The 20,030-nt window shown below is 31.4% G+C and carries 21 protein-coding genes and 1 other RNA gene; 10 read left to right on the plus strand and 12 right to left on the minus strand.

Features of this window, described 5'->3' with window-relative positions:
• Together ABXT64_RS10460 and ABXT64_RS10465 are read right to left on the minus strand one after the other, a co-directional pair.
• Window positions 1-2,520 carry a carboxypeptidase-like regulatory domain-containing protein gene (locus ABXT64_RS10460; protein ID WP_443632876.1) on the minus strand — a complete coding sequence of 840 codons (2,520 nt, stop codon included), beginning with the start codon at window positions 2,518-2,520 and terminating at the stop codon, window positions 1-3.
• Window positions 2,486-4,171, minus strand: coding sequence for a M23 family metallopeptidase (locus ABXT64_RS10465; protein WP_443632877.1), 1,686 nt, complete (start codon window positions 4,169-4,171; stop codon window positions 2,486-2,488). The genes ABXT64_RS10460 and ABXT64_RS10465 overlap by 35 nt, the downstream gene beginning before the upstream one ends.
• A gap of 150 nt (window positions 4,172-4,321) precedes the next feature.
• Between ABXT64_RS10465 and ABXT64_RS10470 the strand changes: the two genes are divergently transcribed.
• From ABXT64_RS10470 to rny, 4 genes are all read left to right on the plus strand, one after another.
• Window positions 4,322-4,612: a hypothetical protein gene (locus tag ABXT64_RS10470; RefSeq protein ID WP_443632878.1), complete on the plus strand. Its 291-nt coding sequence runs from the start codon at window positions 4,322-4,324 to the stop codon at window positions 4,610-4,612.
• Between the two features lie 9 nt (window positions 4,613-4,621).
• Window positions 4,622-4,912 (plus strand): cell division protein ZapA, encoded by a 291-nt coding sequence (locus tag ABXT64_RS10475; RefSeq protein ID WP_443632879.1) that lies wholly within the window; start codon window positions 4,622-4,624, stop codon window positions 4,910-4,912.
• 56 nt (window positions 4,913-4,968) lie between these two features.
• A non-coding RNA gene (ssrS, locus tag ABXT64_RS10480) (6S RNA) lies at window positions 4,969-5,075 on the plus strand.
• A gap of 51 nt (window positions 5,076-5,126) precedes the next feature.
• Window positions 5,127-6,692, plus strand: coding sequence for a ribonuclease Y (rny, locus tag ABXT64_RS10485; protein ID WP_443632880.1), 1,566 nt, complete (start codon window positions 5,127-5,129; stop codon window positions 6,690-6,692).
• Between the two features lie 157 nt (window positions 6,693-6,849).
• Here rny and xerD read toward each other — a convergent pair whose 3' ends face one another.
• Window positions 6,850-7,752: a site-specific tyrosine recombinase XerD gene (gene xerD / locus ABXT64_RS10490; RefSeq protein ID WP_443632881.1), complete on the minus strand. Its 903-nt coding sequence runs from the start codon at window positions 7,750-7,752 to the stop codon at window positions 6,850-6,852.
• A gap of 111 nt (window positions 7,753-7,863) precedes the next feature.
• Here xerD and ABXT64_RS10495 point away from each other — a divergent pair, with 111 nt between their 5' ends.
• The 3 genes from ABXT64_RS10495 (at window position 7,864) to aroQ (ending at window position 9,581) form a co-directional block, all read left to right on the plus strand.
• Entirely contained in the window at window positions 7,864-8,379 is a 516-nt protein-coding gene (locus ABXT64_RS10495) for a porin family protein (protein WP_443632882.1), read from the plus strand.
• A 171-nt stretch (window positions 8,380-8,550) separates the two neighbouring features.
• Window positions 8,551-9,090 (plus strand): hypothetical protein, encoded by a 540-nt coding sequence (locus ABXT64_RS10500; RefSeq protein WP_443632883.1) that lies wholly within the window; start codon window positions 8,551-8,553, stop codon window positions 9,088-9,090.
• A gap of 74 nt (window positions 9,091-9,164) precedes the next feature.
• On the plus strand, window positions 9,165-9,581 hold the full coding sequence (aroQ, locus tag ABXT64_RS10505; RefSeq protein WP_443632884.1) for a type II 3-dehydroquinate dehydratase: 417 nt from the start codon (window positions 9,165-9,167) through the stop codon (window positions 9,579-9,581).
• A 75-nt stretch (window positions 9,582-9,656) separates the two neighbouring features.
• On the opposite strand, the gene lpdA is transcribed toward aroQ, so the two are convergent.
• The 5 genes from lpdA to ABXT64_RS10530 all read right to left on the minus strand — a co-directional run bounded on the left by lpdA (window position 9,657) and on the right by ABXT64_RS10530 (window position 12,901).
• Entirely contained in the window at window positions 9,657-11,033 is a 1,377-nt protein-coding gene (lpdA, locus tag ABXT64_RS10510) for a dihydrolipoyl dehydrogenase (protein WP_443632885.1), read from the minus strand.
• A gap of 98 nt (window positions 11,034-11,131) precedes the next feature.
• On the minus strand, window positions 11,132-11,350 hold the full coding sequence (locus tag ABXT64_RS10515; protein ID WP_443632886.1) for a DUF6515 family protein: 219 nt from the start codon (window positions 11,348-11,350) through the stop codon (window positions 11,132-11,134).
• Between the two features lie 67 nt (window positions 11,351-11,417).
• Window positions 11,418-11,822: a peptide-methionine (R)-S-oxide reductase MsrB gene (gene msrB / locus ABXT64_RS10520; protein ID WP_443632887.1), complete on the minus strand. Its 405-nt coding sequence runs from the start codon at window positions 11,820-11,822 to the stop codon at window positions 11,418-11,420.
• A complete protein-coding gene (gene msrB, locus ABXT64_RS10525; RefSeq protein ID WP_443632888.1) occupies window positions 11,819-12,298 on the minus strand; it encodes a peptide-methionine (R)-S-oxide reductase MsrB in 480 nt (159 codons plus the stop codon). The genes msrB (ABXT64_RS10520) and msrB (ABXT64_RS10525) overlap by 4 nt, the downstream gene beginning before the upstream one ends.
• A 93-nt stretch (window positions 12,299-12,391) precedes the next feature.
• Window positions 12,392-12,901: a hypothetical protein gene (locus tag ABXT64_RS10530; protein ID WP_443632889.1), complete on the minus strand. Its 510-nt coding sequence runs from the start codon at window positions 12,899-12,901 to the stop codon at window positions 12,392-12,394.
• A 172-nt stretch (window positions 12,902-13,073) separates the two neighbouring features.
• On the opposite strand from ABXT64_RS10530, the gene ABXT64_RS10535 reads away from it, so the two are divergent.
• The 3 genes from ABXT64_RS10535 to ABXT64_RS10545 all read left to right on the plus strand — a co-directional run bounded on the left by ABXT64_RS10535 (window position 13,074) and on the right by ABXT64_RS10545 (window position 16,899).
• Window positions 13,074-13,895 carry a M48 family metallopeptidase gene (locus ABXT64_RS10535; protein ID WP_443632890.1) on the plus strand — a complete coding sequence of 274 codons (822 nt, stop codon included), beginning with the start codon at window positions 13,074-13,076 and terminating at the stop codon, window positions 13,893-13,895.
• Between the two features lie 64 nt (window positions 13,896-13,959).
• Window positions 13,960-15,273 (plus strand): MFS transporter, encoded by a 1,314-nt coding sequence (locus ABXT64_RS10540; protein WP_443632891.1) that lies wholly within the window; start codon window positions 13,960-13,962, stop codon window positions 15,271-15,273.
• Between the two features lie 117 nt (window positions 15,274-15,390).
• Window positions 15,391-16,899, plus strand: coding sequence for a hypothetical protein (locus tag ABXT64_RS10545; protein WP_443632892.1), 1,509 nt, complete (start codon window positions 15,391-15,393; stop codon window positions 16,897-16,899).
• A 66-nt stretch (window positions 16,900-16,965) separates the two neighbouring features.
• Here ABXT64_RS10545 and ABXT64_RS10550 read toward each other — a convergent pair whose 3' ends face one another.
• From ABXT64_RS10550 to ABXT64_RS10565, 4 genes are all read right to left on the minus strand, one after another.
• The gene (locus ABXT64_RS10550; RefSeq protein WP_443632893.1) at window positions 16,966-17,703 is read right to left on the minus strand and encodes a head GIN domain-containing protein; all 738 of its coding nucleotides are present in this window, start codon (window positions 17,701-17,703) and stop codon (window positions 16,966-16,968) included.
• A gap of 12 nt (window positions 17,704-17,715) precedes the next feature.
• Window positions 17,716-18,804, minus strand: a complete 1,089-nt coding sequence (locus tag ABXT64_RS10555) for a hypothetical protein (RefSeq protein ID WP_443632894.1) — start codon at window positions 18,802-18,804, stop codon at window positions 17,716-17,718.
• Window positions 18,788-19,363 carry a hypothetical protein gene (locus tag ABXT64_RS10560; RefSeq protein WP_443632895.1) on the minus strand — a complete coding sequence of 192 codons (576 nt, stop codon included), beginning with the start codon at window positions 19,361-19,363 and terminating at the stop codon, window positions 18,788-18,790. Before ABXT64_RS10560 ends, ABXT64_RS10555 begins: the two co-directional genes overlap by 17 nt.
• A gap of 109 nt (window positions 19,364-19,472) precedes the next feature.
• The gene (locus tag ABXT64_RS10565) at window positions 19,473-20,024 is read right to left on the minus strand and encodes an RNA polymerase sigma factor (RefSeq protein ID WP_443632896.1); all 552 of its coding nucleotides are present in this window, start codon (window positions 20,022-20,024) and stop codon (window positions 19,473-19,475) included.
• Window positions 20,025-20,030 lie beyond the last annotated feature (6 nt).

The following is a 20,030-nucleotide window of genomic DNA, read 5'->3' on the forward strand; positions in this document are numbered from 1 at the left end:
TTAAAATTTCATAGTTGCTCTAACATTAAATACTCTTGGCGTTAAAAAATTTGGAATTGCATATTGCACTTTCGAACTTACATCTCTTACAAACGTATTCGTAATAGAGTTCTGTACATCAAATATATTATAGATTTCAGCACCTAAAGTAAGTTCTTTAAATATACTTAGCCATCCACTAGATCTTAGTTTATCCTCATTGATAATTACATAATTTACACCAATATCAACTCTTTTGTAATCTGGTAGTCTTGTTTGAAAATCGTACGGGTCTGCATAACTTGGAGAACCACCTGGAAGTCCAGTATTATAGGTTAAGTTTAAGTATAATTTTAAATCTGGGATTACTTTTACATAATCTTGAAACAATACACTAAACTTTAAACGTTGATCAGTAGGTCTAAAAATATAGCCTCTGTCTTCAATATTCTCTTCAGTTTTTAAATATCCAACACTTACCCAGCTTTCAGTACCTGGTACAAACTCTCCTGCTAAACGAAAATCTGCTCCATAAGCATATGCTTCAGCATTATTTTTTGCTCTATATCGTATCCGAACGTTTTCTAATGTATAAGGATTAACATCGGTAAGTTTTTTATAATATAGCTCAGAGTTTAAAGTAAAAGGTCTTCCCCAAAGGTTAAAGCTATAATCATTACCTAATACAATATGAATAGATTGTTGAGCTTTTACATCTGGAATAACCGTTCCTGTAGAATCTCTTAACTCTCTATAGAAAGGAGGTTGATGGTATAATCCACCTGATAAACGGAACAACATGTCCATTTCCCATTCTGGTTTTAAAGTTACTTGAGCTCTTGGACTAAAAACAATTTCAGTATTACTTTTAATTCCTGTTCCATTTACGGTCCAGCTATGGGCTCTTACTCCTGCATTTAGCCATAACTCACTATTGCCTAAAGTTGTTCTTCTACTCCATTGAGCAAATCCAGAAAGACGGTCTATTTGAACATCATTGATAGCTCGTATGTCTGTAAAAGGTACTATAGGCGAATCATAAGGATTGTAAGGCTGATCATTTATAAAATCTTCAAGTGGGGGTCTAATCGAAAATCCTGCTGAATCAATTATTTCATATTCTTGAACACGATCACGAATGTCTTCATGTGTATATTTTACACCGTACTCATATCGATCTTCATCTAAAGAAATAATTCCTTTGTGTTCTAAATTAATTATAAGTGCATCTAAATCGTTTCTAGCATGTGTTAGTTGGGAACCAATTCCTTCACTAAATTCAACTTCACCTAAATTTTCATCACCAATATTAGAATTTACTTCACCAATTCTATATTCAGCAAGAATGTCAAAGTATTCTTGTTCTTTCGTATGGTATATAGACCCTATTAATTTAGCAGTATAGTTATCTGAAACTACATAGGTTCCTTTTAAAGCTCCAAAATAGGTATCGTATCGATCTTCTTCTTGACCGTCATAAAAAACTAATAAAGCTACAGGGTCTGCTAAGGTACCAAAGTTGGTTTGGCGTGTTAAAGGTTCATAGCTGTATTTATTAATTGCTAAGTTTCCTAAAAACCCTAATTCAAATTTGTCATTAAACTTATAAGTTAAATACGTTTGAACATCAGCGAATGTTGGTTTAAAATTCGTTTCTGTTTGTTTTGAATTTACAAAAAGACTATTATCTCTGTACCTAAGGCCTATAATACCCGTTAATTTACCATTTTTAGATTTACTCCCTACGGAAACATTTGCACCTAATAAACTTAAATCTGCAGAAGCTTCAAAACTTGTAGGTCTTCTGTATTTAATGTCTAAGACCGATGAAAGCTTATCTCCATATTTTGCTTGAAACCCACCTGCTGAAAAATCTACACTTCTTGTTAAATCACTATTTACAAAACTTAAACCTTCTTGTTGTCCACTTCTTACTAAGAAAGGGCGATAGACTTCTATTTCATTAACATACACCAAATTTTCATCGTAATTTCCTCCACGTACCGCATACTGTGTACTCAATTCATTATTACCACTAACTCCTGGTAATGATTTCAGTAAGGTTTCAACCCCAGCATTAGCACCGGGTATTTTACGAATGGCTTCAGGACTTATGGTAGTAATTCCTTCCACTCGTTTTCTTTTTTTACGTGACATTAATTCAACCACCCCAATTTGTTCTATGTCAGTTTTCATGACAGGATTTAGCTCAAATTCTGAATTAGGTCTAATTTCTTTTACTGTTAATTGAATATTTTTATTACTAATATGTGAAAATGTAATAACGACCTCTTGATTGGCAGGAATTTTTAATAAATAAAACCCGTTTAAATCTGTTATGGCACCATTTTCTCCTCCATAAGTAACGTTTACGTTCGAAATGGGTTGATCATTCTCGTCCAATACAAGCCCTTTAATCGTTGCGTTTTGCGCAAAAACTGTTGTTGTTGAAATGAACAGTAGAAATAGGAAAGTTAAAATTGAAGTTTTCAAATCTATTATGTGTTTATTTTCTGAAAAATGTTGCTTCAAATGTAGCATTATTTCCTACATTATCTATAACAATTACTTTCAAATTGTTTTCTGATTCTGAAATGATATCATCGTCAAAATTATAAGTTAAAACGCCTTTTTTATAATTATATTCCATTAAAATGAATTTTCCATTAATGGTAGCTTTATAATAACTAATGCCACTAAAGTCATCATCAATTTTAATTTTCAGGGTTTTGTTTTTACTAATCCACTTTTTATTTTCAAAACTTACTGCTTTAATAGTAGGCTCAGTAGTATCTGTAGCTAAAATATAAGACCCCAAAATTTTTGTTCTTGCAGATAGTTTAAATTCTTTAATACTAGTTCTATTATAATAAGGATCTCCCTTATAATTTAATCTCCCAATATATAAACTACTTAAATCTTTTTTATCATAATTTGAGGCATCTACGGTTATAGTAATGTTTTTATGTAATGGAATTTCATCTTTATGTAATTTTAAAGTATCTCCTTTTGCTTCAATTTGAAGATAGGTGTCTTCATAAAAACTATTTGCTGGAATGTAAATACTAAATTTACCTTTAGTAATCGAAGTAGCTTGATTCGCATAAATAAAATCATTAGTAGTATTGTCTTTCTTCGGAATGCTTGTTTTTTCAGATTTCCCTTCTATAGGTATGGAAATAGTTATTTTATTATTTTTAAAGTCTCTAACTTCTATAGTATACACAGATTTAAACCCTTCTTCAATTGAAATAACACCATTTTCAGCATCATTTTTAATAAGGCTCAAGGGATTATTACTTTCTCTGAAAAGTTTTTGAACTCGATTCCTATTCTTTTTAAAGTATTGATAATCTATATATCGATTTAAATACCTGGTTTCAGCAAATGAAAATTTTTCAAAAAGAACATTAAATTTTTCCTCACCATTAAATGTTGAGGTAATTTGATATACCCCATTTTTATTTGAAGCACCATTTTGCTGATCGATGGTTGAAATACCGAAGCCAATTTCACCTATCGCGGTACATTTTTCAACTTTATATGAACCATCTTTTTGAGAAATTAATCTTAATTTAATTGGGTTTCTTGACTTGTTAACTTGAGCACTATCACTTAGAGGATAAGCAAAAATACTACTAACAATAGGTTTTTTTGTGTCTGGAATTTCAATTCCAAAAAGCAAAGGATTCATAGGGCGAGAATTCGCATCTCTAATTTCAAAATGTAAATGAGGACCTCCGCTGCTTCCGCTATTGCCTGTATAACCAATTAAGTCTCCTTTTTTCACTGCCAACAAAGTATCTTCAGGAAAAAGTTCTATGGTGTATTTTTCTATTTTATACTGTTCCTTTTTTACATATTCTTGAATTTTTCCTGCATATTTTTTAAGGTGTGCATAGACGGTAGAATACCCATTAGGATGTTGCACATAAAGTGCTTTTCCATATCCATAATGAGCAACTTTTATACGTTTTATATGCCCACCTGCAGGTGCATATATAGGAATTCCTTCCCGTTGTTGTGTTTTTATGTCGAGACCACTATGAAAATGATTGCTTCTCAATTCACCGAAACTTCCTGAAAGTATGAGCGGAATTTCAATAGGGTTATTAAAATAATCAGTTGGGATTTTGTTCTGACAGCAGACTGATTCAGAAAGAAAAAGTAATAAAAAAAATAATTTTCTCATTATACAAATTTAAGAATTCGTTCAATAATAAGAGGAGTTATATGGAAATTAAAACAGATTGTTTTTCAATATTACAAAAAATTAAAGAAAACTTTGTGTTTTCTGCTTTCGATTGTTAACTTTGTTTACGAAGTATTGAAATAAAATTTAATGAGTGACTTATCAAAAGTTGTTGATTCTCTTGAGGATAGAGTAAGTAAGTTAATTCAGAATTATGATAATCTGAAGCTGACGAAACTTAAATTAGAGGAAGAAGTTGCAGTTTTGAAGTCTCAACAGCAACAAATCAATAAAGAGGTTGATGATTGGCGAGATAAATGTAGTTCACTTAAATTAGCTAATTCAATGCTTGGCAGCGACCAACATAAAAGAGAAACAAAACTCAAAATAAATGCTCTTGTTCGGGAAATAGATAAGTGTATAACGCATCTAACCGAATAAAATAAAAATATGTCGAACCAATTAAAAATTAAGATATCGATAGCAGACAGGGTTTATCCATTAACTATAAACCCAAACCAAGAAGAAGGACTTCGAAAGGCTGCTAAAAAGATTGAAGTAATGATTAAGAAGTACGAAAAAAGTTATGCCGTACGAGATAAACAAGATGTTTTAGCAATGTCTGCTTTACAATTTGCAACTCAGGTAGAACAAAAACAAATAGATACAATAGAAGTAAGTCATCATATTGAAGAGAAGTTAGAAGCTTTAAACAATAAGTTGCAAGAGCATGTATCGTAACGTTCTTTAAATTAAAATATTAGGTTACTGCCTACATTAATACTATTTTTTGGTAAACTCAACACGAAATCTTTAGAAAGGGTGAGTTGAAGTTGTAAAAGCGAGCCGTCTTTGAACGGATACTTGATCAGCTTGTTAGCCCTAAACTTGTTCTAAGGAGTTTATTCAAAGCCCGATATTGATGTAGGCTTTTTTTATATATAAAAACTGGATAATGGACAACATGTTAATAACAATAATAGTAGGAATTATAGCACTTGTAGTAGGTTTTTTACTTGCAAAATTGCTCGAAAAAAGTAATGCTTCTCAACTTATAAAATCAGCTAAAAAGAGAGCAGCAACTATAACAAAGGATGCGGTAAAAGATGCAGAATCAATTAAAAAAGATAAAATTCTTCAAGCAAAAGAAAAATTTATTGAACTTAAATCTGAGCACGAAAAAGTTATCTTAAATAGAGATAAAAAAATATCCGATGCTGAAAAACGTACGCGAGATAAAGAGTCTCAAGTTTCTAATGAATTAGCTAAAAATAAAAAGCTAAACGATGAAGTTGAAAAGAAAACAAAAGACTATGATGAACGTCTATTATTTTTTCAAAAGAAACAAAAGGAAGTTGATAAAATGCATAAAAGACAAGTAGAACAGTTAGAAGTTATTTCTAGTCTTTCTGCTGAAGATGCAAAAGAACAACTACTTGAAAGTATTAAAGATGAAACGAAGACCAATGCAATGGCATTCATCCAAAATTCAATGGAAGAAGCTAAATTAACAGCACAACAGGAAGCTAGAAAGATTGTAATTAATACCATTCAAAGGATAGGTACTGAAGAATCAATTGATAATTGTGTGTCTGTTTTTAATCTTGAAAGTGACGATGTAAAAGGTAGAATTATCGGTCGAGAAGGAAGAAATATTAGAGCCATTGAAGCTGCTACTGGAGTTGAAATTATTGTTGACGATACTCCTGATGCAATTATATTATCTTGTTTCGATTCTGTGCGTAGAGAAGTTGCTCGATTATCACTGCATAAATTAGTAACTGATGGTCGTATTCATCCTGCAAGAATAGAAGAAGTTGTTAAAAAAACGTCCAAACAAATTGAAGAAGAAATTATTGATGTAGGGAAACGTACTGTTATAGATTTAGGAATTCATGGATTACATCCAGAATTAATTAAAGCTGTAGGTCGTATGAAATTTCGTTCTTCTTATGGACAAAATTTATTGCAACACTCAAGAGAAGTTTCAAAACTTTGTGGAGTGATGGCTGCCGAATTGGGACTTAATACGAAGCTGGCTAAACGTGCAGGATTATTACATGATATAGGAAAAGTACCAGACACAGAAACTGAATTACCACATGCTTTATTAGGAATGCAATGGGCAGAAAAATATGGTGAAAAATCAGAGGTGTGTAATGCAATTGGAGCGCATCACGATGAAATTGAAATGACAAGTCTGTTGTCACCAATTGTCCAAGTTTGTGATGCGATAAGCGGAGCAAGACCTGGAGCAAGAAGACAAGTATTAGATTCATATATTCAACGTTTAAAAGACCTTGAGGATGTTGCTTTCGGATTTAGTGGAGTAACGAAGGCTTATGCTATTCAGGCAGGTAGAGAGCTTCGTGTGATGGTGGAAAGCGAAAAAGTTAGTGATGATAAAGCAGCTGAATTATCATTTAGTATTTCACAAAAAATTCAAACTGAAATGACCTATCCCGGTCAAGTAAAAGTTACAGTGATTAGAGAAACGAGAGCGGTAAATATAGCTAGATAGATTGCTAGACAGCTAGGTGGTTAGACAGCTAGATAATTAGACAAATAGACGGTTAGACAATTAGAAGGTATTATATTGAACTGTTGAACCGTTGAATTGTTTTTTGATACCAGATACCAGATACTAGATACCAGCTACCAGCTATCAGATACCAGAACTAAGTAGATTTTCTCGGATGAAATTGATTCATTATTTCAGTTAAATGAGTAGTATCAATGTGTGTGTATATTTCAGTAGTTGTAATGCTTTCATGACCTAACATTTGCTGAATTGCTCTTAAATCAGCTCCATTTTCTAATAAATGTGTGGCAAAAGAATGTCTAAAAGTATGCGGGCTAATGTTCTTTTTAATACCATTCTTTTGTACTAACTCTTTTACAATATGAAAAATCATAGCTCTAGTAAGCCCTTTTCCTCTTCTATTTAAGAAAAGTGTATCCTTTGCTAAAGGTTGAATTACTTGATGATTCCTTAGTTCATTTTTATAAATAGTAATATATTTTATAGTCAAATCACCGATAGGAATAAATCGTTGTTTATTCCCTTTACCTGTAACCTTTATAAAACCTTCATCGAAAAATAAATCGGATATTTTTAAATGTATTAATTCTGAAACTCTCAACCCACAACCATATAAAGTTTCTATAATAGCTCTATTACGTTCACCCTGTGGAGTACTTAAATCTATAGAAGCGCTAATGGCGTCAATTTCTTCTAACGATAAAACATCGGGTAATTTTCTACCTAACTTAGGGCTTTCAATGAGTTCCATGGGATTGGTTACTCTATATTCTTCAAAAACTAGGTAATTGAAAAAGCCTTTTAAACCAGAAATTATTCTGCTTTGAGATCGTGGATTAACTTCCTTAGCTATGGAATAGACAAATTCCTTAAGCGTTGTTTCTGAAATTATTATAGCAGATTCATTGATGCCATTTTTTTCAAGCCATTTCTGAAGTTTTTTAATATCGAACGTATAATTTGAAATAGAATTTTTAGACAGACCTCTTTCTATTCTAAGGTAGTTTTGATAGAAGGTAATCGCTTGTTGCCATTTCATTCAGCTATATTACTTTTTTTAGGTATAAAATAAAAGCTTAATATAAAATAAAAGGTCAATTCTTGTAATTAGTTTATATTTGCAGCAACAAAAAACAATAAAATTTATAAAATGAAAAAATTAGTTTTAATAGTATTTACACTTCTTCTTACCTCTTCAGCATTTGCTCAAGGTGTAGATTTTGGTATAAAAGGGGGAGCGAATTTTGCAACATTAACAGATGTTTCTGGTCTTGATAATAAAACAGGATTTGTGATAGGTGTGTTTGGAGGTTTAAAATTTAATGATAAAGTAGGAATTCAAGCTGATATATTATATTCTCAACAAGGAGCTAAATTTTCACTAGGTGATATTGATTTAGATTATGTTAATGTGCCAGTTGTAATTAGATATTTTATAGTACAAGGATTAAATGTTCAAGCAGGTCCTCAATTTGGATTTATCATAGAAGATAATGATGCAGATGTTGAATCATTTGATTTAGCTGGAGTATTAGGTGTTGGTTATGATTTACCAATGGGTTTAAGATTAGCAGCACGTTATAATTTTGGACTTACAGATGTTGCAAAAGATAGTGGAAGTAAAAATGCTGTTTTTAACCTTTCTGTAGGGTATTCTTTCCTGTAAATTGTTGATATGTATATATAAGCCCCCATTTACTTACTGTAAATGGGGGCTCTTTTATTTTCGGACTTTCAAGTTATTAACAATTAATTGTTAATATAAGGTAGTTGCCTTACTAAAAACTCTAAAAAAAAGTTTTAAATTTGAGACTATTATTAATAAAACAATTTAATTATGAAAAAATTATTATTTTTTGCTGCGTTTGCAGTATTTGCAATGACAACATCTTTTGCACAAGAAGAAGGTGGAGGAGACCCAACCTCTCAAGGTGCTTGGGTAATTGAGGTTAACACAGGATTTGGAGAATCTTCTACATCAAACACTGGATTTTCTTTACGATCAGTAGATGGAAATACTGCTTATGGATTAGGAGCTGAAGCTGGTTACTTTATTATGGATGACTTAGCACTTAAAGCTGGTCTAGGTTATAACGATTCAGGAGCTGATGGAGTTGATGGTATGTTTAACTGGAAATTTGGAGGTAAATATTACATTGCAGGTCAATTCCCTGTTGGAATTGATGTGAGTGGAGCTTCTGGAAATGATGTATCTCCATTATGGTTAGGATTTCAAGCTGCTTATGCTTGGTTCGTATCTGATGATGTAAGTATTGAGCCAGGTTTTCGTTATGGAATGGGAATGAATGAAGATGCTGGAGACGGTGACTTTGACGTTTTCGGTGTTAATATTGGATTTAACTTTTACCTAAACTAGGAATCCTTTATTTTTAAATTATAATTAAGCGGAAGATTTAACTCTTCCGCTTTTTTTATATTTATATTTGAAATATGAATATTATAATTATTAACGGGCCTAACATTAATCTCTTAGGAAAAAGAGAAACAGAAATTTATGGTGATTTATCATTCAATACGTTTTTAAATACGATTCAAAAAAGGTATCCTACCATCGAAATTACACACTTTCAGTCGAATATTGAAGGAGAACTCATAGATAAAATTCAAGAAGTTGGGTTTAACTGCGACGGTATTATATTAAATGCTGCAGCTTATACGCATACTTCTATAGGGATTGGAGATGCAGTAAAAGCGATAACAACTCCGGTAGTAGAAGTGCATATTTCCAATACATTTTCAAGAGAAGAGTTTAGACATACTTCGTTTATTTCACCTAATGCTAAAGGCGTTATTTTAGGATTTGGTTTAAAAAGCTATGAATTAGCATTACAAAGTTTTATAAAATAAAAAAAGCCCAAGAATAATTCTTGGACTTTTTAGTCTATAATTTATAAGTTTGCTTAGCAAACGGTCTAATTTATTTTATAAATGAATTACTTCACCATAAGCATCAGCAACAGCTTCCATTACAGCTTCACTCATCGTTGGATGAGGGTGAATTGTTTTTAATACTTCATGACCTGTTGTTTCCAATTTTCTACCTAAAACAGCTTCAGCAATCATATCGGTAACACCTGCACCAATCATATGGCAACCTAACCATTCGCCATATTTTGCATCAAAAATAACTTTTACAAACCCTTCTTTAGTTCCAGCAGCACTTGCTTTTCCACTAGCAGAAAAAGGAAATTTACCAACTTTAAGATCGTAACCAGCTTCTGTTGCTTGCTTTTCAGTCATTCCTACAGATGCAATTTCAGGAGTTGCATAGGTACAACCTGGGATATTTCCATAGTCAATAGCTTCAACATGCATGCCTTTAATTTTCTCTACACAAGTAATTCCTTCAGCAGAAGCAACGTGGGCTAGGGCAGGACCAGGAACAACATCTCCAATAGCATAATAGCCAGGGATATTGGTTTGGTACCAATCATTCACTACTATTTTATCTCTATCAACCACAATACCTACATCTTCTAATCCAATGTTTTCAAGGTTTGATTTAATACCTACTGCAGATAATACAATCTCAGCTTCAAGAATTTCTTCTCTTTTTTTAGTTTTAACAGTTGCTTTTATTGTTTTTCCAGAAGTATCTACTTTCTCTAAGGAAGAATTTGTCATTACCTTAATTCCAGCTTTTTTGAAAGAACGTTCAAATTGTTTAGATACGTCTTCATCTTCTAAAGGAACTAGATTTGGTAGGTATTCAACAATGGTTACCTCAGTTCCCATGGCATTGTAAAAATGTGCAAACTCTACACCAATCGCTCCACTACCAACCACAATCATGCTTTTTGGTTGTTTTTTTAAAGTCATGGCTTCGCGATACCCTATTACTTTTTCTCCATCTTGTTTTAAGTTGGGAAGCTCTCTAGATCTAGCACCAGTTGAAATAATAATATGATCTGCAGCATATTCTTTACCGTCAACTTCTATTTTCTTACCAGGCTTTAATTTTCCAAAGCCATTGATAACGTCAATTTTATTTTTTTTCATTAAAAATTGAACCCCTTTACTCATTCCATCAGCAACTCCACGGCTTCTATCAACTACTTTATTAAAATCTTTATCTGGATCCTTTAAAGTAAGTCCATAATCTTCAGCATGTTTTAAATAGTCAAAAACCTGAGCACTTTTTAAAAGTGCTTTTGTAGGAATACATCCCCAGTTAAGACAAACACCACCAAGGCTTTCCTTTTCAATCACAGCAACCTTAAAGCCTAATTGTGAAGCTCTAATAGCTGCAACATATCCGCCTGGTCCACTTCCTAAAACAATAATATCGTATTTACTCATTTTCTAATTTTAAAAACTTTGTTTCAAGTAACGAAATTACGAAATGTTAGTGTAATGAAGAAGATTAGGATGATTTTTTACGAAGAGTATTATTTATATTATCTGTACACTAAAACATAGCCTTTTTTTGTTTTTCTATGGTATTTACCATTCCAAACATAATAACGGTTACCATTCACTCTTACTACTTTGTGAGTTCTAGGGGCTTTTTTAATGATGACTACATTGCTAGATGGAATAGATGTTACTCCTCTAGTAGCACAAGAATTAAATAAGAAACTAAAACATAAAATTCTAATTAGAATACTTTTTTTCATGACTATAATATTTAAATTTATAGTTGGACAGAAAAAAGTACTTTAAGTTTAATTTATATTTTTAATTTTATTTTTCTTTGTCAAAATCTAATGAAACTGAGTTTATACAATAGCGTTGACCAGTTTCTGTAGGTCCGTCAGGAAATACATGTCCTAAATGACTGCCACAATTAGAGCAAAGGATTTCTGTGCGAATCATGCCTAAAGTCTTATCTTTTATATACTCGACTGCACCTTCTATTGCTTCATCAAATGAAGGCCATCCACATCCGCTGTCGAATTTTGAATTACTTACAAACAAAGGTATATTGCAGGCGCCACAAGTATAGGTTCCTTCTTCAGCTAAAAGATTATAGGTGCCAGTGAATGGGCGTTCGGTACCTTTTTTACGTAATACGCTATACTTCTCTTCTCCAAGTTGATTTTTCCATTCTATTTCTGACTTTTGGATAGGGTATTTTTTGTTATTCATTTTTTCTTCGGAATAAATTTTAAAGCGACACCATTGATACAGTGTCTTTTTCCAGTTGTTTCTCTAGGACCGTCTTGAAATACATGACCTAAATGACCGCCACAAGTTGCACAATGTTCTTCAGTACGAGCATAACCAAGATTATAATCTATATCAAACCCAACGTTACCTTTAATTTCTCGATCAAAAGAAGGCCAACCCGAACCGCTTTCATATTTATGTTCACTTTTAAATAAAGGGGTGTCGCAAGCACTACAAACATAAACGCCTTCTTCGTGATTGCTATTAAATGAACTTGACCATGGGCTTTCAGTAGCTGCTTGTCTTAAAACTTTATATTGTTCTTTAGTAAGTGTTGATTTCCATTCAGCTTTATTTTTTGTAATTGGAAATACCTTTTTTTCTTTTTTATCTTGAGCAACGGTGTTACAGCTCATTAATATGATAGCTAGTAGTAAAAGGGTTATTTTTCTCATGTTTAATCTTCTAAGTTATAAATGTACAATTTATTTAAAAAAAAGAGCGTGTATTAAAAATACACGCTCTCAATATATGTAATGTAATATTGACTAATTTGTAATAGTCTCTATTTGAGAACTATTTATTTCAAGGTTTTGCAATAAATCCTCCATACTTAAATTAGTAGACGCAAATTCAGCAGGTACTATTGCAATTCTGAAGGTTTGGTCGTCTGTAAACTCATTTCCTAACGATGATAAATCAAAATTTCCATCTAAGAAAATTTCAGCATCAAAAAATGTATGATCGAAACTATAAAGTAATATGTCTTCAGGATTACCATTTATATTAAAATAAGTTTGAGGCAACTGACTCCATATGTCATCTCCGCCATTTGGGGTTATTCCTTCTAAAAGGTAGACTAAAACTACATCTGATTCAAATACCTCTATACTAGATGGAAAAGTAACAGAAACTCTATAGTTATTACTGTCATGAAAGTTTACGGTAGTTTCAAATACCTGTCCTAAGAGGCTAATACCGTCTTGACCATCTTCACCTTCGCAAGAAGAGAAAAGGAATGTTGAGGAGATTGCTAAAAATAAAAGTAGTTTTTTCATAATATTTTTTTTGTTTATTTTTTAATTACAAAAGTCGTTCCAAAGTTGAAAAAAAAATCATTCCGTCGATGAAAATAACATTTTTTTCAATGGCATAGAAATTGTTTAACAATAGTAAGATATATTATTATTTATAGTATTACATTTAAATTATTAAATACAAACCATTACAATGAAACTAAAAAAAGTACTTTCCATTTTTACAATTGTATTATTTGCAGTTGCGTGTAGTACAAATCCATTTACTGGAAAAAAGACCTTAGCTCTTGTGCCAAACTCACAAATATTACCGATGGCATTTCAACAATATGAACAGTTTTTGTCTGAAAATAAGGTGGTGAAAAACACTTCAGATGCAAGAATGATTACTGCAATAGGTCAAAAAATATCCATTGCAGCCGAAAGATATTTAACTGCAAATGGTTATGCCGGATATTTAAAGGATTATGCTTGGGAATATAACTTAGTAGAAGATCCTGCTGTAAACGCTTGGTGTATGCCTGGAGGAAAAATAGTGTTTTACACAGGAATATTACCAATAACACAAGGGGAAGCAGGAATTGCTGCAGTAATGGGGCATGAAGTAGCTCATGCATTAGCAAATCATGGTCAGCAAAGAATGAGTGCTGGTCAATTACAAGTTTTAGGAGCTGTTGCAGGTAATGTGGCTTTTAGTAAGGATCCTAAAAATCAACAGATATTTAATGATGCTTATGGGATAGGATCTTCTGTAGGCGTAATGTTACCTTTCAGTAGAAGTCATGAAAGTGAAGCAGATAGAATTGGGCTTACCTTAATGGCAATGTCTGGTTATGAACCACTTGAAGCAGCTGAACTATGGGTGCGTATGAAGGAAAATGCTGGCGGTAATGCTCCTGCTGAAATATTAAGTACACACCCTTCAAGCGATACGCGTATTAGTAATATTAAAAGTTGGTCAGCAGAAGCTAAAGCTGAAGCAAGAAAATATGGAGTAACAAGTTTTAAAAGATAATATTAATTAATATTTTATTACTTTAGGAGCTGCCTTTTTAGGCAGCTTTTTTTTATACAAACTTATGGAGCAATTACAAAAAGGAAGTAAAAAGTTATTAAATGCATGGGCATTTTATGATTGGGCAAATTCGGTGTATAGTTTAGTAATTGCATCGGCAATTTTCCCTTTGTATTACCAATCTTTATTTAGTGCAGCTGATGTAAAAACAGTTGTTGTTTTTGGAGGCGAAATAAGAAGCACCCCCTTAATAAGTTATACCACAGCAATTGCATTTACTGTGGTATCTATTTTTATACCTATTCTTTCTGGAGTTGCAGATTATGTAGGTAATAAAAAAGTATTCATGAAGTTCTTTTGCTATTTAGGAGCATTGTCTTGTATGGGTATGTATTTTTTTAATTTAGAAAATATTCACATTAGTTTACTTTTGTATTTTCTGGCATTAGTTGGTTTTTGGAGTAGTTGGGTTTTTTATAATTCGTATTTACCCGATGTTGCATTCCCTGAACAGCAAGATAAATTAAGTGCTAAAGGTTTTTCCTTAGGCTATCTTGGGAGTGTAATTTTATTGTTGTTTAATTTAAGTATGGTTATGAAACCAGAATTTTATGGATTAGGCGAAGGAGGAGAAGGTAGTATGAAAGCAATGCAGTTTTCATTTGTTTCAGTTGGGGTTTGGTGGATAATTTTTAGTCAGTATACATTTTATCATTTACCCAAAGGAAATAAATCGAAAAATAAAGTTACCTACAGGGTTTTATTTGATGGATTTAAAGAATTAAAAGGAGTCTATAATTCACTTTCAGAAAATAAAACATTAAAAAGATATTTAGCCGCATTCTTTGTGTATAGTATGGCTGTTCAAACAGTAATGTTAGTGGCAACTTATTTTGGTGAACAAGAAATTAATTGGGGTGATTCGGATAAGAAAACAATAGGGCTTATAACAAGTATTTTATTAATTCAATTGGTAGCCATATTAGGAGCTTATTTAACTTCACTTTCCTCCAGAAAATACGGAAATATTCCTACACTTATTGTAATTAATGGAATATGGGCAAGCATTTGTGTTATCGCCTATTTTATTACATCACCAATGCAGTTTTATATCACAGCTAGTTTAGTTGGATTAGTGATGGGAGGTATTCAAGCCCTTTCACGCTCAACCTATTCAAAGTTTTTGCCTGATACAGAAGACACCACATCGTACTTTAGTTTTTATGATGTAGCTGAAAAAGTTGGTATTGTGTTTGGAATGTTAATTTATGGTATAATAGATCATATAACTGACAGTATGAGAAATTCAATTTTATTTTTAGTTGTATTCTTTATCATTGGTGGACTTTTACTATTTAGAGTGCCTCGAAATAGTTAGCTTTTATTATTTTATAAGATGAATAAAATTAATTTCTATGTTTTATGAATTTGATTAAAAATTGTATGTTTGTAGGAATATATTAATAATTGTAGATATATTATTTAAAAAGAAAATATGAAAAAGAATCTTTTTGTTAAAACAATTTTAATTGCTATTGTTTTACTAACGGCAGTATCCTGTGATAACGAAACATTAGAAGGTGAATTTGTAGATGATATTTGTTCATTTAGAATTGCGAGTGAAACTGAATTAAGAGCAGATATAGAAGGAAGTGACTTTCGAACTGAAATAGATCCAGAATCTGAATTTGTTCAAAATAATTCTGCAGTTTTTGTTATTCATGAAAATGCAAATCATTTAACACTTTCAGGATTTAATTCAGATGAACTAGGGTTTTTTCTATTAAATTTAAATAATCCAACAGCAGGTACAACTTATGAGTTATTAACTGATGATGAAACTGGACTGCCAGATAATAACGACAATAGTCATGAAGATTTGGAAAACTTTGGATACTATTCTTTTCAAGATAGACCTGAAAATCCAGATGACTTTTATAACCCTTATGTAACTTATATTCCCACTGGAGGTTTTGGAGTTGCTGAGCTTACAGAATTTAACTTAGTGGAGCAATATGCCTCTGGTACTTTTAGTTTTACAGCTAAGAGATTTAAAAGAGATCTATTTACGAATGAAATTGTTTTAGATGCTAGTGGTAATGAAATTATTGAAGAATTAGTCGTGAATTGTGGTAATTTTAATAGAGTGCCATTTACAATATCTGACGCTACTGAGGGCACTACAGGGTTTTCAACTAATGAGTTTTTTGCTAAAGTAGATGAGGTAGATTTTGAGCCAATTTCTATTACTGCGCAGAGACAATTTTTAGGAGATGATGTAGTAATTAATATTAGGGCTTTAAATGATGTTGGAGATTTACTTAGAATTGATATTCCAGAGACGTTAACAGAAGGAACTTATGATATGTTAAGTTTATCTGATGGTTCTCAATTAATAGGTATGTACAATCCTACAATGACTGCTAGTGAAAATTTAACCTCAAATCCAGGTACTATAACAATAACAGATATAAATATTTTTACAGGAGATATTGAAGCTACATTTTCTTTTACTGGAACAGATCCCTTAGGAATTGACCCTGCAGTGGTTCAAGTAACAGAAGGAAGTTTTTCTATTGATTATTTACCAAATACAAATTTTAATAATATAATTATTGCCGAAGTAAATGGTGAGCCTTATTTTTCAAACTATACAGAAGTAAACACTTCAATATTTAATAATATTACTAGAATAAATTATCATTCAGAAGATAATGAAACAAATAAAAGTATTAGTTTGATTCTACCTTCTACAATTACAATAGGTACTTATGAAATAAGTACTACTTTAATTACAGGGGAAGAGGTGTTAGCGCTTTATTCTAATGAACAAGGTGTGTCATCTACTCTTTTAGCAAACTCAGGAACTTTAATAATTAATGAGCATAATGAAGATACAGGCTTAGTTGAAGGTGAATTTGAGTATACAACGATGGATACAACAGTAGATCCTCCAGTAGAATATATAATTTCTAGTGGTGAGTTTTCATTGTTTTTACAATAAAATATTTAAAATTAAAAGATAAAGAAAGCCGCAATTTGCGGCTTTTTTTTATACTTACTTCATTTATTAATTAGATGAGATAGTACCAGAGCCGGATACTTTTTTATCGCTTGTGTCTGGGTTACCAGAATACTGAATATCTCCTGAACCACTTACTCTTGCTTTTAAATTATTCTTTGCATTTACCTCAGCATCTCCCGAACCAGAAACCGTTACTTCAGTACTATTTGAAGAAAGTTTAGATCCGTTAAAATCACCACTACCCTTAATCTTTAATTTAAGATTAGATGTATTTCCTTCAAGTACAATATCACCAGAGCCTACAATTTTTGCATTAAGATCATTTGCTTCAACATCTAAATTAATATCACCAGACCCTGTTATTGATAATTCTAAATTAGTGCTTTTTATGGTGTTTTTCGTGTCGATATCTCCAGAGCCAACTAATGATATATCTGAAATATCTTGAAACGGAACAGTAATATGAATCCCTTTTTTAGTTTTAAGATTAAAATTATTTTTTGTTTTAACAATCAAATTATTTTCTTTTACCTCTATAATTATATACTCTTGAAGGTTTTCATCGGTAGTAATACTTATATTTCCTTCTGAACCTTTTACGAAATGCATGTCCATAGAACCTACTAATTTTACACCGTCATAATTTTGAGTGTTCACTGTTTTTGTAGTTACGTTTCCATTACCAGTTACTTTTTTATTTTTTCCCCAATTTTGGGATTGCCCAACCGAAAAACTAAATAAAGTTAAGGCTATTACGAATATTGTTTTTGTGATTGTTTTCATATTATTTTTTGATTAAATTTTATTTAATGTTACACTTCCATATTCTGAATTAATTGTCATTGTATTTCCAGAATTTTTACTGCCATGATATCCTGAATATTTTTTCTTGCCGTTTTCATTTGAAGAATGTTTAATATTAACATAGTCATCTCCTTTTAAGCTTGCATACGTAAGATTGATTGTGAAATCAAAATTATACCCTGCATCAAAACCAATTTTAATATTAGTGTAATCTGCGGTAATGGTAGTGTTTTTAGCAGTAGATTGTATTCGTTCTGTACTTATTGAGCCATAATCAGTATTCAACTTTAGTGAACCTGAAACGATACCTAGTTTGTTAGTAACATAATCTCCTTTTCCGTCCACATTAGCTGCTTTATCGATTTTAACTTTACCGTAATCACAGTTATAATTTATATTTAAAACCTCACCAATTTCAGATTTTGTATAGTCTGCGTTTAATTCTATGTTTTCAGCTTTGTCAATTGAAAAGCTAGAATAATCAGCTATTATTTTCCCGCTTTTCATATATTCAATTGTAGATTTGTTAGTGTAATCAAAATTCAAAGAATTGTTATCTGCTAATAATTCACCTATAATAAGTTGCCCATAATCACAATTAATTTTTGCAACACCTTCTAGTTTTGTAATTAGTATAGCTCCATAATTGTTATTTAAATCTACACTATTAGTAATAGGCAATTTTATAGTATAATTTACTTCAATATTGACATCGGTATTATTTTTACTCCACCAACTCCAGGATGATTTCTTTTTATTTCCATAATGTGTTTTTGCACTAACCAAAGAATTTGACCCAGAAAATTCAATAGAAATATTGTCTAATCTTTTCTGAACTTTTTCCTCATCATTACCATTGGTAGTAATTTTAACTTCTATTACAGTTCGGTTTTCATTCCAGGTTACGATATCAATATTTCCATAACTATTATTCACTTTTAATAAAGCATCTGGATTTACAGTGAATTCTTTCTTTATTGTTTTTTCTTTTGTGTGCTTTCCTTTTTTTATTTCATTATTTGCAAACGCTATAGCAGGAATGCAGAGTAAAATAAATATTGTTCTATATAATGTTTTCATTTTGTGTGGTATTTAGGTCTTTAATTTCTTCGATTTTTAAAATAACTTCTTGTAATAATTCTATTCTGTTTTGAAAATTGGTGATCATTGCATAAATAACTCGATTATCATTACCACTCTCGACTAGGTCAGTTTTTAACCCTTCATATTGTTTTTCAAGAATATCAATCTGTTTTAAAGCATCTTCAACTAAAAATTTAGCATCTGGACTATCAAAACTTTTTAAAGTTTGTAATTCTTGATTAAGAGTAGAAACAAAAAAGGATTGCGTTTGTTCCATTTCTGGAGAAACACTTGCTAAATCAGCAGTAGAGTCACTTTCAGAAAAAAGAAACGAGCCTACATTAAACATAAGCACAACAACTGCTGCAATAGCAATAGCTCTTTTCCAATTTAAAAAATAAACTGGTTTTTGAGATGTTGCTTCCGTGTTAACTGAAATGGCAGCATCACTATTTAATTTATTTAAAAATCTATTAGAATGTCCTAAAGGAGTTTCCCCTATGTCATAAGTACCTTCAAGCCTATTGAATAAATCATCAATGTCATTTTTTTTCATGTGTTTATATTTATTGTTTTTTAAAGGTCATGCTTCGACAAGCTCAGTACGGGTATTTTGTTCGCAATTATTCATACCTTTAAGTGATGAAATTAGTAACATGCTCGTTTCATACGCTTACTTTTAACTTGGTTCGTAAACTTTCTTTAGCTCTGTAAATGAGTGTTCTACAATTAGCATAGCTAATATTTAAAATCTCACAGATTTCTTCATAATCAAAACCTTCAATAAAATGCAGGGTTAAAATTTGACGATAATTATCATGTAAATCGTCCATGCATTTTAAAACAAGCTTCACTTTCGTGTTTGTTATATCTTCCGAAGAAATTGAAAAATCATCTTCTACTTCATTTTCAATCTCTTTTTCTGATACACTTACAAATCGTTTCGATTTATGATATTCACCAATACTTTTATTAATAACAATTCTTTTCAACCATGAGCCAAATGAAGCATTCCCTTTAAATGAATCAAGTTTTGTAAAAGCAGTGATAAAAGATTCTTGCATAATATCTTCGGCTTCTGCTGAATTTTTTACAATTCTGAAAGCTGTATTGTACATCGCTTTTTGATAGCGATTATACACTTCTAATTGTGCAAGCTGGTTTCCCTTACGACAAAGAACGATTAACGTCTCAATATTTTTGCTGGTTAGTGCCAATAAATA

The sequence above is a fragment of the Candidatus Marifrigoribacter sp. Uisw_064 genome (genome assembly GCF_047730175.1).
Classification (GTDB): domain Bacteria; phylum Bacteroidota; class Bacteroidia; order Flavobacteriales; family Flavobacteriaceae; genus Marifrigoribacter.

Excerpts from the sequence above, each read along its gene's own strand:
- ABXT64_RS10460 (WP_443632876.1), bottom strand. The coding sequence starts at position 2,520 with ATGCTACATTTGAAGCAACATTTTTCAGAAAATAAACACATAATAGAT.
- ABXT64_RS10465 (WP_443632877.1), bottom strand. The coding sequence starts at position 4,171 with ATGAGAAAATTATTTTTTTTATTACTTTTTCTTTCTGAATCAGTCTGC.
- ABXT64_RS10470 (WP_443632878.1), top strand. The coding sequence starts at position 4,322 with ATGAGTGACTTATCAAAAGTTGTTGATTCTCTTGAGGATAGAGTAAGT.
- ABXT64_RS10475 (WP_443632879.1), top strand. The coding sequence starts at position 4,622 with ATGTCGAACCAATTAAAAATTAAGATATCGATAGCAGACAGGGTTTAT.
- rny (WP_443632880.1), top strand. The coding sequence starts at position 5,127 with ATGGACAACATGTTAATAACAATAATAGTAGGAATTATAGCACTTGTA.
- xerD (WP_443632881.1), bottom strand. The coding sequence starts at position 7,752 with ATGAAATGGCAACAAGCGATTACCTTCTATCAAAACTACCTTAGAATA.
- ABXT64_RS10495 (WP_443632882.1), top strand. The coding sequence starts at position 7,864 with ATGAAAAAATTAGTTTTAATAGTATTTACACTTCTTCTTACCTCTTCA.
- ABXT64_RS10500 (WP_443632883.1), top strand. The coding sequence starts at position 8,551 with ATGAAAAAATTATTATTTTTTGCTGCGTTTGCAGTATTTGCAATGACA.
- aroQ (WP_443632884.1), top strand. The coding sequence starts at position 9,165 with ATGAATATTATAATTATTAACGGGCCTAACATTAATCTCTTAGGAAAA.
- lpdA (WP_443632885.1), bottom strand. The coding sequence starts at position 11,033 with ATGAGTAAATACGATATTATTGTTTTAGGAAGTGGACCAGGCGGATAT.
- ABXT64_RS10515 (WP_443632886.1), bottom strand. The coding sequence starts at position 11,350 with ATGAAAAAAAGTATTCTAATTAGAATTTTATGTTTTAGTTTCTTATTT.
- msrB (WP_443632887.1), bottom strand. The coding sequence starts at position 11,822 with ATGAATAACAAAAAATACCCTATCCAAAAGTCAGAAATAGAATGGAAA.
- msrB (WP_443632888.1), bottom strand. The coding sequence starts at position 12,298 with ATGAGAAAAATAACCCTTTTACTACTAGCTATCATATTAATGAGCTGT.
- ABXT64_RS10530 (WP_443632889.1), bottom strand. The coding sequence starts at position 12,901 with ATGAAAAAACTACTTTTATTTTTAGCAATCTCCTCAACATTCCTTTTC.
- ABXT64_RS10535 (WP_443632890.1), top strand. The coding sequence starts at position 13,074 with ATGAAACTAAAAAAAGTACTTTCCATTTTTACAATTGTATTATTTGCA.
- ABXT64_RS10540 (WP_443632891.1), top strand. The coding sequence starts at position 13,960 with ATGGAGCAATTACAAAAAGGAAGTAAAAAGTTATTAAATGCATGGGCA.
- ABXT64_RS10545 (WP_443632892.1), top strand. The coding sequence starts at position 15,391 with ATGAAAAAGAATCTTTTTGTTAAAACAATTTTAATTGCTATTGTTTTA.
- ABXT64_RS10550 (WP_443632893.1), bottom strand. The coding sequence starts at position 17,703 with ATGAAAACAATCACAAAAACAATATTCGTAATAGCCTTAACTTTATTT.
- ABXT64_RS10555 (WP_443632894.1), bottom strand. The coding sequence starts at position 18,804 with ATGAAAACATTATATAGAACAATATTTATTTTACTCTGCATTCCTGCT.
- ABXT64_RS10560 (WP_443632895.1), bottom strand. The coding sequence starts at position 19,363 with ATGAAAAAAAATGACATTGATGATTTATTCAATAGGCTTGAAGGTACT.